Raw genomic sequence first — 12070 nt, 5'->3', positions numbered from 1 at the left:
ATAATTACCGTCCGTAAAATTGCAGCTTATAATTTCTTGATAAAAAATCTGTCCATTGTTGCATGGACTACCCCTGCAGGTTTCTCAATCTCTTTATAGCCACTCTTCTCATAAACATGAATGGCCGTGGCAAGGTTCGTATGAGTCTCAAGATACATTTGTTTATATCCAAGCTCCCTGGCCTTATCCTCGATCATGCTGATCAAGATATATCCAATTCCACTGCCCTTAACGCTATCGGCAAGGTATAGCTTTTGAAGTTCGGCACAATCATCAAAGAATTCGAACCTGGCAAGGCCGATACCACCAACCACTTCCTCATCTTCAAGCGCAATAAAGTAAAACCTTTCCGTCTTGTCTCCAAGATAAAAATCGCTTAGATGATCAAGGTTACTGTCAAAATATACAGTTCCGGGAATATCAAGTTTATGCGCTTTTAAGTTGGTTCTGATGATGTGGGCAAGAGCTTCATCATCAGCTTTACATATTTCTCTAAAATTCATCTTTCCATCCTTTGCAGACATCGCACCAGCTAGCACCATCTGAAGCTGTTTGCAGTTCTTCAGGTGACAACGTCGCTTACAATAATTACCGTAGCGCTATTGATTTTCTCACAGCGCCATCCTCATGCTCACAACGCCATCCTCTTCTCCTGTCTCTTCAAATCCCATGCGCTTATATAGCTCATATCCTATCTTCATCACAGAAGGCTTAGTTGTAAACACAACCTCGCCGAATCCTAGTTCTCTTGCCTTATCAAGCATCGCGTTCAGCATAACCCTTGCATAGCCTTTTCCACGGTGCTCGGGCTTTATGAAAAGTCGCTTAGCTTCACAGGTCTTATCATCAACCTTTTTGACTGCAACGCAGGCAACCGGCTTATCATCTTCGCAGCCGCAAAGAAGAGCGCCGCCACTGTAGAAGCCTTCTAAATCTGCAAGCTCTTTATCAAAGGAGACAAAGCAGCTCTCTGCTCCTTTAATTGTCGAATACTCCTTGAAAAGTTCCTTAATTGCATCAATATCCCCGCATTTACTCACAACAAATTTTTCCATTTTTCATTCTCCTCATCTCTTATAGCCTACCTTTCTTAAATAGCCTGCTTTTTTTTAAATAGCCTACTTCTCTTAAATGTCGGCCGCTGTCTGATCAAACTCTCTTTTATACATGTAGGCATCAAAGGTAGCGCTACCGTCAAGCTTTGTGTACTGGTAATCCTTCCAATAGGTCATTCCAAGCTTTTCCATAACTCTCCTGCTCTTGCTGTTTTCTATCGCAAAGTCACCAATTATTCTTTTGATGCCCTTTTCTTTATTTACATAATCGATTATGGCCTTCATGGCCTCGGGAACAAGTCCCTGTCCCCAGTACTCTTTTCGCAGGTTGTATCCGATCATCCAGGCATCATTCTCTTCCTTGTAAAAGATTCCACCCTGGCCTATAAGTTCACCTGTTTCCTTTAAAACAAATCCCAGATCGAATTCATCCTCGCCATCAATATCCCTGGATTTAAGCCATTCCTTCGTATCATCTATACTCTTGTGAAGAGCATATATCATATACTTGCTTACATCCGGATCCGATGCCCACTTGTAAACCGCCTCAGCATCGTCTACAGTAACCGTCCTTAAAATAAGTCTTTCTGTTTCAATAACTCTTTTCATGACTCCTCCTATGTTTTACAGCAGTGGCTGTTTTTATTCATTGGTACCCTTTTAAGTGGGTTTTAGCCAGTTTTTAGCTGGATAATTCTTATGATTTTTACTGTTATAGGCATTTTCACTCATTGGTACCCCTATTTAGCATAATTATGGGTACCAATGATAAAATATCTGCTCTCTGATAAAAAAATGGATTCTAAAGTCGTTCATATTAGAGGAAAATGGGTACCAATTACACTATTTTTCTCAAATAATAAATATATGTCGCTTCCAGCTATATCACCGTAGGCTACCAACTTTGTCCAAATTCCTCTTCGTGCTCAGCACAATGGCAATAGCCACAATCACCACCTTGCAAACGTAGGAAACATATGCATTTCCACCCACTGCAAGCTGTGAGAACACATTTATCAGCGCATGCGTCATAACGCACAGCCACAAGCTTCCTGACACATTGAAGATGGTGGACAATATAAAGCAGTTGACCAGTAGTCCTATTAAAAATGGAACCGGGTCTACCACCGCTAATGTTCCTTCAACGTAAAAGTAAACAAAATGCCAAATCCCCCACGCGACAAAAGTACACAGGGTTGAAGCCACATAGCCAAGTCGCTCCTGCAGCGCCGGCTGAAAAAAGTATCTCCAGCCAATCTCCTCAATTCCGCCGAACACAATCGCCTTCATAAACAGGATAATCGGCACATACCAGGTTGAGATTTTAAGACCGCCTCCCCAAAGCAGTGAAAAGAAGTCCAAAAATAGGAACAAAAATGCAATCAGATAAAATCTGGGACTTTGCACTATATTGAAGAAGTCCTTAAGTATCTTGGCTACTTTTATGTTCCTGTATTTTATAGAAAAAATCGTTCCCCACAGCGCTGAAGATATGCCTCCGACAGCAATGGCAAGCATTCCAAGGGGCGTAGTGTAATCAACTATTATGCCATTAATTCTAAGTAAGAACACCGCCATACATACGAGGCCAATCTGCCCTAATGCGCCAGATAGATAAAAAATGATAGCCTTACTTCGACTCATCTTCCCATCCCTTACAGACATCGCACCAGCCAATAGCATCCGAAGCAGTTTGCAGTTCTTCAGGTGACAGTGTCACTGATGTGAACTCGTTACCTGCTGCCGGGTGAACGTAGTCAAATCTCTTCATGGAAACGTCCAGCCAAACCGGAATGCTCTTATCTACGCCAAAGGGACATACTCCGCCGGGGAGGAAGCCGATAAGCTCTTCAACGCGGTCCCTTGGAACCATGCTGGGCTTGGTGTGAAACTGCGCCTTGAACTTCGAACTGTTCACGCGGCCATCTCCGGCCATAACTACCACAACCGGTTTTTCGTCCACAATAAAAGAGAGTGTCTTGGCAATCTCAGCTTCGCTGCAGCCTATCTGCTGCGCGGCATGCTCGACTGTGTCTATAGTTTCCTTATGCTCAGTGATTCGATCACCAAAGCCCTTGACTTTAAGCGCGTTATAAACTTTTTCATCAACCATTTCTGCCTCCTCCTTTTTCTATCCATTAATTAGAAGTATATCCTGCTTACCCGAAGGTATCTCTTCAAGAATCTTGCCACCGTAAAAGCACGCCGCTCCACCTCTTATGAGTCAGGGGGACGATTCTATTGACTTATCCTTATATATCACACCGTAAGTTCTATCTGATTTCCTTCGATTGCGACAATACACGATTCATAATATCCATCACCAGTGGTTCTGGGACCGCTTACAACCTCGTAGCCAGCATTCTTTATCTGCTCTGTAAGTTCGTCTACGCGCTCCTTTGAGCCAACGGAAAAAGCGATATGCGCATAGCCTGTTCGGTTAAGCTCCTTATTGTCGTCCGCCATTTCAGGCTTATTCATGATTTCTATTCTTGCCCCGCCATCAAATGAGACAAAGAATGATCTAAAGCCTGTTTTTACGTTGTGATAACCGTCGTTGGATTTTGCACCGAGGTATTTCACGAAGAAATCCCTTGCCTGTTCTAAGTTATTCACATACATTGCCACGTGTTCAATTACCATAAAATGTTCCCCACTTCTTTCAGTGTTTCTCTAATCCTATTATTGAAATACTATTTTTCTCGCAACAAACATAATCACCTTCGTGGACAACCTGCTTGTTATCCCATCTCGCGGGATATCATATTTCTGAGCTACTACATGAGTCTCCGGGACGGTTCTCGTTGACTCACAATATCAGCGCTACTATATCATCCGCAGTCTCCGCAAGATAAGTAGCTCCTGCGTTTGTCAGTTCTTTCTTGCTGCCATAACCATAGAGCACACCTATCGAATCAACACCCACTTCTGCTGAAGCCTCGATATCGTACATTCTGTCTCCAACCATAACTGCTCTCTTAAGGTCAGCCACGCCACCCTGCTCAAGGGCATAATTCAAAACGTCAATCTTATGCTGTCTATCGGTGTCATTGGCAGTTGCGACAAAGTCAAAATATTTATCAAGGCCAAAATGCTCAAGTACTGTCTTGGTTCCATGGGCGTTCTTCGATGTACAAACTATAAGCTTTTTGCCTGCTGTCTTAAGCTTTGCCAGAGTATCTTCAATCCCGGGATAAACCTCGTTCTCAAAGCATCCGCCCATGCCGTTGTAGTACTCTCTGTAAATCGTGATGGCCTTATCTATTTCCTCACCCTGATATCCAAGAACTCCAAAGGATTCCTTAAGCGGTGGTCCGACAAATCTCTTAAACTGATTTTTGTCTTCAACCTGTCCTCCCATTTTCTCAACGGTATAAGCAAAGCCATTCACGATGCCCGGGCCTGAATCTGTCAGTGTCCCATCCAGGTCAAACAGTATGTATTCATAATTTCCCAATTTATTTTCCTCCTACAAAACTATCAGAACTCGTTTCATTCATGAGTCAGAAGAACCGTCCCCGTGTCTTTAAAGACAGAAGAACCGTCCCCGTGTCTTACACTCCGAACCGGTACTCCTTCTCACTTTTATCAAGCACCTTCAAGTCATATTCCTTGATGACAATATCCGCAACCTGATCCGGCAGAAGGTCTGTGTTATCGATCTTTAGATGATTCTCAAACCACACTTCACCTTCATCGGAATTGAGTCTGTGCTTCTCCGTATCTCTCAAAAGGTTATTTCTGCTCCACTCCACATCCTTCTTGGAAGCCTTCCTCTCCATTCTGTAGGGTGTTTCATTTCTCATAAGTCTTGTCTTAAGATCTGCACTCAGCTCAACAAAATAGAAATTCCCACCATTTTTCACAAAGAGGTCGTGTAACCCCATGAGGTAATCATGCTCCTCCTGCATCTCAAACGCAGTGACATAAGTAAATATCAAATCCACGTTATGCTTCACAGCCAGGTCAAATGCTTTCTCTCGGAAAATTGCATTGAATTCCCGCTGCGCCGGTGTGTTAAAACCAAAGATTTTATCAGACATTTCAATGCTGTCATGATTCATCATCATATTGTAATGAAGCTTATCTCTAAGGCTCTCGGCAACCACCATTTTCCCAACTGCCTGAGGCCCGCATACCACAATTAAATTTGCCATTATCACTCCTCCTATAAACACTCCATCAAGTCAGAAGAACCGTCCCCGTGACTTGCAGCATATGCAAAAACAGCCATCCAGGTGGCAATATCCGAATATCCCATGAAAACCTTGGGATTGTCATGTATAACGTTTGTATCAATAAATGGAAGTACTCTGTAAGAATCATCACCGCCCATGTTGCAGACGATGCCTTGAACCGCATCATTTTTAAGAGCCCACATCAGATCCTCGGCTCGTTTTTCAGGATGCTCATATAGAAAATCGCTCCCCGCAAGTGCGTTAGGAGTCTCGATAACTTTTACATTAAAAGCCTCTTCAAAACGCCGCTTCCCCGTCTCATACCTTGGCAGCATATCCGTATCTCCCGCCCGTCCGCCGGACAAGGATATAAATGCCACGGTATCCCCAGCGCTTAGCTTCTTTGGAACAATAAGCTTTTTCATCCGGTCCTCCTCCAAGTAACAAGAAGCTTATCCCATACCATAATTATGTATTATAGCAAAGAGACTGCCGGAATGGTCAGTCTCCCTAAAGGAAATATTTTTTTAAAATGTAAATCTCTACCCCCTACCCAAAAGAGTACTAAGCCTTGACCTCTTTGGGATATATTCAAATGTTTTTGTCTCTGGCTCCAAACTTAAAGCCTTACTTTTTCACCTGTAATCTCGCGATAGAAATATAATGCTTCACCATGAAGTTCTCAGGCGCGTTTTTCTCAAGCATCTCCATATGCTCCTTATCCCATGCTGATAATTGTTCCGGAGACATTGAAGCACCCACACCTCTGCTGGCACGCATTCTTCCATGCCATCCATCCCTTGAAAAAGGAATGTCTACGCGGAATTCCTCCTGCGACAGCAGTTCAAAATTTTTGCGGTACTGATCCGGCACCCACACAGGATGAACCATGTCCCCATAGGCTGTCCAATCCGGATTGTGCTTTAATATGATTTCCTCACTTTTCCCTGCAACAGGATCCTCGTAAGGAAGCCAGCCCATGTAGAGAATAAGGAAGTTGCCCTCAGGCTTAAGCATTTTTGCAAAGCTCTCGGAGGTTATGTCATGGTTGAAATACCAGATGCACTGGCAGGCTGTTATAACGTCGAAGGTATTATCAGGAAAAGTCACTTCTTCCGCTCTCGAAGCAAAGAAATCAATATCCATCCCGGCTTCCTCTGCAAGCACTTTTGCCTGCTCTATCTGATTCTCAGCTATGTCAGTTCCAGTCCACTTTGCTCCATACTTGTACATATTCCTGGGGAGTACGCCGGTGCCGGTTCCTATGTCCAGCACATTCTGACCATCTTTGCATAGTCCCAGATTCAAAACGTAATCATAGAATTCCTGCGGATAAATGTCTCTGTATTTCGCGTAATCTTTGGAGGTTTCTCCCCAGTCAAAAGCCTTACCTTTATCGATGTCCTTAATGATCATACAGACTCCTCCCTTCTGCTACCTATAAACCATAGTCCTAATCACGTTTACTTTTTCACGATTAGACACATTATATCAGTCGCTTATCTTTGTGAACATGATATATTTTAAGCATCCTTAGCGGAGCATTTTATATTTACTAAATTACCTTGTAAATAAAAGCAGGCTGACCGTTACACACGATTCAGCCTGTTTTACACTGATTTAATCCCGGGACGAGATATATTAAAAAGCTGTGAAAAAGTACAAATAGTTGTCTTAAGTAAAAGATACTTTCCGTGGGCTAATACTTTCCTGCTCTTTTTGGCAAATCTCAGAATTACAGCATGCATTTTAAGTGTAAAGTGCATGCTAAAATTCTCGTTTTCTTAAATAGCAGCAGTCAAAACTGTCTATTATTGCATGCTATTATTTGCACTTCTCCAAATAGTAGCAGTCAAAGCCGGCTATTTCTGCATGCTATTATTTGCATTTTCTCAAATAGTAGCATGCAAAATCGACTATTTCCGCATGCTATTATTTGCACTTCTCCAAATAGTAGCAGTCAAAGCCGGCTATTTCTGCATGCTATTATTTGCATTTTCTCAAATAGTAGCATGCAAAACCGTCTATTTCCGCATGCTTTATTTACATTTTCTCAAATAAAAATCTCTCGGGAAGAGTTACTCCAAAGTCCTTGGCAAGATGCCTGAAATCATCAGGAGTTATGGTCTGTCTCTTAGCTCCTGTCATTGAGAGGGTCTTCACAAGAATCTCAGCGGACTTCTCAACTGTATGCATAAGGCCGAAGGTGAGATCAAAGTCCTCTCCTGCTGCGAACATGCCATGATGCGCCCAAATTGCAACATCATACTGCTCCATCAGCTTGCTGGTCTCAACGGCTATCTCACGGCCGCCGGGAACCATCCAGGGCACAACTCCGATTCCGTCAGGGAAAACAACAGGGCACTCAGTTGCCATCTCCCAAAGCTCTCTTGTGAAAGCTTCATCTGTGAGTGGCAGCACAAAGGTAAGTGCGATTACATTTGTTGTATGAGCATGGTAGATAACTCTGTACTTTCCGCCGGACACGCGCTTCTTCACTTCATGGTTCATAAGGTGTGAAGGAAGCTCGGAAGTGGGCTTTCCGCCATTTACAAGTCCCCACATTATTCTGTAGTTTTCACCTGCGTCATCAACTTCAATGATGCAAAGGCTATCCTCAGGATCGATGATCACATTTCTGAAATACTTGCCTGATCCTGTCACCATGAAAAACTCACCTGCAAGGTCCGGAACAGAAGCTCCGATGGGCTGCCAGTCTCCCGCCTTAAGGTCATCTGCTACTAAAGCTGACTCTTCCGGCTTCATTCTGTAGGACAGGTTGCCGCCATTTCTCTCATGCCAGCCCTGCTCCCATCCGTCATTTGCCATACGGATAAATCCCTTTGTAAACTCTGCATCTAATACTCTCATTCCTAAAATTCTCTCCTATTTCCTATTTGATTACAATCTATTAGCTATCACTAATACTTCTTTCTCTTTTCACACACGCTTTGCAAGCACTTCATTCTCATATCTCTCGATCTCTGAGTACCACTCTCCATCAGCAGGCGCGCCGCATCTTCTGCAGTACTCGTTCCACACCTCTCCGAAAGGCATGGTCTTAAGCTCCTCCTGCTTGATCATAAGCTTTGTAAAGTTCGACTTATCCTGTAAATCCTTAAGCTCATCATGTGGTGCTAAAAGTGCATTAAGCAGCGCTTTTTCCGTGTTTCTGAAGCCTGTCACCCACGCTCCGATTCTGTTGATCGATGCATCAAAATAATCAAGAGCCATGAAAACCGAACCATCAAGTCCGCCGCAGCGAACGATTTCCTTAGCTATCTCTTTTGTCTCATCATCGAATAAAACCACGTGATCTGAATCCCAGCGCACAGGTCTTGTGATGTGAAGTGCGATGTTGGGATAGAAAGATAAAAGTGCAGGAATCTTGTCACTTACAACCTCTGTAGGATGATAGTGTCCGTTGTCCATAAGGGGAATGCACTTATCTGAGTGAGTCGCCGCAAAGGAAAGCGTAAACTCCGCACTTCCAACGGTGTATGACTCAACTCCGATGCCGAATACCTTGGACTCAACACAGGGCTTAACCTTGTCAAAATCGAAGGGCTCAGAAAGAATCTGCTCGATGGAATCTTTGTATCTGTCTCTAGGTCCCTTGCGGTCTGCGGGGATATCCTTGAAGCCGTCACCGGTCCAGATATTCATAACACAGGTTTCTCCAAGCTCCTCTGCAAAATACTGGGAAATCCTGATGCATGCCTTTCCGTGCTCGATCCAGAATTTTCTTGTCTCCTCATCGGGGGATGACAGTGTCAGCGGATCGCACTTAGGGTGTGAGAAAAATGTGGCATTAAAGTCGCATCCCAGGTTCCTCTCTTTACAGAAATCCACCCACTTCTTAAAGTGCTTAGGCTCCAGCTTATCTCTGTCTACCCAGCCGCCATTTTCATCATCGAAAATCGCATAGCTGGCGTGAAGGTTCATCTTCGCTTTTCCGGGTATGAGCTTTAATACCTCATCTATATCAGCCATAAGCTCCTTAGGTGTTCTTGCTCTTCCGGGATAGTTACCGGTTGTCTGTATGCCTCCGGTGAGCGGCTTATTAGGATCTGTGTCAAAACCTCTTACGTCATCTCCCTGCCAACAGTGAAGGGCTATCTCAGCCTCCTTAAGCTTTTCAATTGCCTTCTCTGTATCAATTCCAATTGCAGCATATTTTTCTTTTGCTTCTGCGTAACTCATATCTCTTTCCTTTCAATTCTTGTGTAGTGCTGAAATTTCTTACTCAAACCTCTTAATATCAAAGCTCTCAAAGATGCAGTTCCTGGCTTCAGCAAGGTCCTTAAAAATACCTGCCTCTATCATCTGAATCACCAGATTGCCAACTGCCGTTCCTTCAATTGGTCCTGCGATTACAGGAAGTCCTGTAGCCTTTGCCGTAAGCTCATTAAGATATGCATCCTGACATCCACCTCCGATTACATGTACCGAGGTTATCTGTTTTCCTGTAATCTCAGAGATTTCTCCAATGGCTTCCTCATAGCTCTTTGCAAGGCTTCTGTAAACTGTCTGCATGATTTCGCCGATGGCCTGAGGCTCAGGTCTTCCGTTTACTCTGCAATGCTCCTTTATGGCATCGATCATGCTGACAGGTGAGAGAAAAGCCTCATCATTTACATCGATGAATGGCTCAAAATCCTCGCTCCTTCTGGCCTCTTCGATAAGGTCAGGGAAGCTGTAGGTTCTTCCGGTGGCATATCTGCTCTTAACGCCTTCCACATACTCAGTGCCATTGAGCTCACGCCTTATGGACTGAATAATCCACAAGCCCATGATGTTCTTAAGGAATCTGTATCTGTAAAAAGCGCCGCCCTCGTTGGTCAGATTATTCTCTCTTGCCTTATCCGAGGTTATGGGTGTTTCATTTTCTATTCCAAGAAGGCTCCAGGTTCCGCTTGATAAAAATACCGAGCTCTCATCCTTTGTGGGAACTGCAAGAAATGCTGATCCCGTATCATGGGTTGCGGGAAGAATGACCTTTGAACTAAAGCCAACCTCCTCACAAATCTCCTTACTAAATTCCCCCACAACAGTTCCGGGAACCGACAGCTCTCCGAAAAGCTTTTCCGGAAAACCAAGTCTCTTTATCAGCTCCATATCCCACTTTTTCTCGGAAGCATCCACAAGATTTGTGCTGGTAGCGTTGGTGTATTCCTGCTTCTTCACTCCGGTGAGTTTATAGTTAAAATAGTCCGGTATCATCAGAAGACTTTTTGCATTTTCAAGCTCCGAAGGGCTTTCCTTTTTAAGTGCAAAAAGCTGATAAATCGTATTGAAGGGCTGCTTCTGAATTCCGGTTCTTTCATATAATTCTTTTTCCGGAATGATCTCAAACACTTCCTTCTCAATTCCTTCAGTTCTGCTATCCCTATAGGCAACTGCATCTCCTATCATGTCCCCGTTTTTATCAAGGAGCACATAGTCTACGGCCCAGGTATCGATTCCGACAGTCTCCGGAATCATACCCTCCTGTTTACAGGCCTTGAGCCCATCGAGGATTCCGTTCCAAAGATTATCCATATCCCAGACGAGATGCCCGTTCTTATGCAGCTGTCTGTTTTCAAAGCGGTGCACCTCTTTTAACTTCATCATCCCGTTTTCTACCCATCCGATGATGTGACGTCCGCTGGATGCACCAATATCAATTGCAAGATAATATTTATTCATATCGAAACTCCAATACAACCACTGTTTATAGTGCTATAATATTGAAAAAAAAGAGCATTAACTAGAACGATAACCTTCTAGTTTTGGAACCTTATTTGACATTATTTTTATGACCAGTATGAGGTCCAACATGGAATTTAATACCCCCTGAAATGGGTTTAAAGGAAATTATGAGAGAAGAAATCATAGAAAAAATAAGCGCACTGACTCCTGAGGAAGAGCAGCTCCTTGCCGGAAAATCAGATATTTCCAAAGAGCTGTACACCTCAGAAGACGAGTTCATCGTAGACAGCGCAAGACTACTGGAAAAAGGTAAATACATCGCCATCAGGCCCCACACAAGATTCGCCTATTTTCCTGTACATAGGCACAACTACATAGAAATGCTGGTGATGATAAAGGGACAGCTAACCACCAAAATTGTGGACGGCGACACACTGTTTCTTACTGAGGGTGACATCCTTCTTATGAACCGTCACGCAAAGCATGAGATCATGGCCTGCGGCAAAGATGACATAGCCGTAAACATCATAATTCTCCCGGAATTTTTCTCACGCAACGATGTCGCCTATGACAGAGAAAACATTCTTCGAGACTTCATCATTTCATCCCTGTCCGAGAAGAAGCGGTACAGCGATTATCTTATCTATCACACAAAGGGCATGATAACTGTTGAGAACCTTTTGGAGAACCTCATCTGGACCTTAAGTAGCGGCGCGAAGGGCATGAACCAGATAGTCAATTCAACCATGGACCTGATTCTGATGAACCTGTCTGCACTCTCATCTGATACGCTAAGAGACATGAGTTCAAAGTCGCAGCAGATTACCATCAAAGCCCTTGAATACATAGATCACAATTATAAAAACGGAACCCTGGAGGAACTATCCGAAAGCACAGGTTATTCCACAGCTTACCTAAGCAGGCTCCTTAAGAAAAACACAGGCTGCAATTTCAAGCAGCTCCTTCAGACAAGAAAGCTTCAGCAGGCAACCTATTACCTTGAGAACACCACCCTTACAACAGAGCGGATCATCGAGGCCATAGGCTATGAAAACAGCGCCTATTTTTACAGAAAGTTTTCAGAGAAATATGGCTGCTCGCCAAGAGAATACAAAAAGCTGAACGTATTGCAACAATAAAAAAAAG

14 protein-coding genes are annotated in these 12070 nt (G+C 43.6%); 1 reads left to right on the top strand and 13 read right to left on the bottom strand.

What is annotated here, in order from left to right; all coding sequences use genetic code 11:
* Positions 1 to 26: 26 nt before the first annotated feature.
* The 13 genes from G586_RS0102500 to rhaB all read right to left on the bottom strand — a co-directional run bounded on the left by G586_RS0102500 (position 27) and on the right by rhaB (position 10921).
* Complete coding sequence (locus tag G586_RS0102500) at positions 27 to 503, bottom strand: GNAT family N-acetyltransferase (protein WP_026526424.1); 477 nt, start codon at positions 501 to 503, stop codon at positions 27 to 29.
* Between the two features lie 108 nt (positions 504 to 611).
* Positions 612 to 1055, bottom strand: coding sequence for a GNAT family N-acetyltransferase (locus tag G586_RS0102495; protein ID WP_026526423.1), 444 nt, complete (start codon positions 1053 to 1055; stop codon positions 612 to 614).
* A 72-nt stretch (positions 1056 to 1127) separates the two neighbouring features.
* Positions 1128 to 1664 carry a GNAT family N-acetyltransferase gene (locus tag G586_RS21520; RefSeq protein ID WP_051204438.1) on the bottom strand — a complete coding sequence of 179 codons (537 nt, stop codon included), beginning with the start codon at positions 1662 to 1664 and terminating at the stop codon, positions 1128 to 1130.
* 276 nt (positions 1665 to 1940) lie between these two features.
* Positions 1941 to 2699 carry a CPBP family intramembrane glutamic endopeptidase gene (locus G586_RS0102485; protein WP_026526422.1) on the bottom strand — a complete coding sequence of 253 codons (759 nt, stop codon included), beginning with the start codon at positions 2697 to 2699 and terminating at the stop codon, positions 1941 to 1943.
* Positions 2686 to 3168 (bottom strand): YbaK/EbsC family protein, encoded by a 483-nt coding sequence (locus tag G586_RS0102480; protein WP_026526421.1) that lies wholly within the window; start codon positions 3166 to 3168, stop codon positions 2686 to 2688. The genes G586_RS0102485 and G586_RS0102480 overlap by 14 nt, the downstream gene beginning before the upstream one ends.
* Positions 3169 to 3314: 146 nt before the next feature.
* A complete protein-coding gene (locus G586_RS0102475; RefSeq protein WP_026526420.1) occupies positions 3315 to 3698 on the bottom strand; it encodes a VOC family protein in 384 nt (127 codons plus the stop codon).
* 166 nt (positions 3699 to 3864) lie between these two features.
* Positions 3865 to 4512, bottom strand: coding sequence for an HAD-IA family hydrolase (locus G586_RS0102470; protein WP_026526419.1), 648 nt, complete (start codon positions 4510 to 4512; stop codon positions 3865 to 3867).
* Between the two features lie 97 nt (positions 4513 to 4609).
* The gene (locus tag G586_RS0102465) at positions 4610 to 5212 is read right to left on the bottom strand and encodes an AAA family ATPase (RefSeq protein WP_026526418.1); all 603 of its coding nucleotides are present in this window, start codon (positions 5210 to 5212) and stop codon (positions 4610 to 4612) included.
* 11 nt (positions 5213 to 5223) lie between these two features.
* Positions 5224 to 5658 (bottom strand): LD-carboxypeptidase, encoded by a 435-nt coding sequence (locus tag G586_RS0102460; protein ID WP_026526417.1) that lies wholly within the window; start codon positions 5656 to 5658, stop codon positions 5224 to 5226.
* A 202-nt stretch (positions 5659 to 5860) separates the two neighbouring features.
* Complete coding sequence (locus tag G586_RS0102455) at positions 5861 to 6649, bottom strand: class I SAM-dependent methyltransferase (protein WP_026526416.1); 789 nt, start codon at positions 6647 to 6649, stop codon at positions 5861 to 5863.
* A 627-nt stretch (positions 6650 to 7276) separates the two neighbouring features.
* Entirely contained in the window at positions 7277 to 8104 is an 828-nt protein-coding gene (rhaD, locus tag G586_RS0102450; RefSeq protein WP_026526415.1) for a rhamnulose-1-phosphate aldolase, read from the bottom strand.
* Between the two features lie 69 nt (positions 8105 to 8173).
* On the bottom strand, positions 8174 to 9436 hold the full coding sequence (locus G586_RS0102445) for an L-rhamnose isomerase (RefSeq protein WP_026526414.1): 1263 nt from the start codon (positions 9434 to 9436) through the stop codon (positions 8174 to 8176).
* A 39-nt stretch (positions 9437 to 9475) separates the two neighbouring features.
* Positions 9476 to 10921, bottom strand: a complete 1446-nt coding sequence (gene rhaB, locus G586_RS0102440) for a rhamnulokinase (RefSeq protein WP_026526413.1) — start codon at positions 10919 to 10921, stop codon at positions 9476 to 9478.
* A 170-nt stretch (positions 10922 to 11091) separates the two neighbouring features.
* On the opposite strand from rhaB, the gene G586_RS0102435 reads away from it, so the two are divergent.
* Positions 11092 to 12063, top strand: coding sequence for an AraC family transcriptional regulator (locus G586_RS0102435; protein ID WP_026526412.1), 972 nt, complete (start codon positions 11092 to 11094; stop codon positions 12061 to 12063).
* The last annotated feature ends 7 nt before the right edge of the window (positions 12064 to 12070 follow it).

Source organism: Butyrivibrio sp. VCD2006 (assembly GCF_000423925.1).
Classification (GTDB): Bacteria; Bacillota; Clostridia; order Lachnospirales; family Lachnospiraceae; genus Butyrivibrio.
Note: the sequence above shows the minus strand (reverse complement) of the source record. Positions and strands in the feature narration are given on the sequence as shown.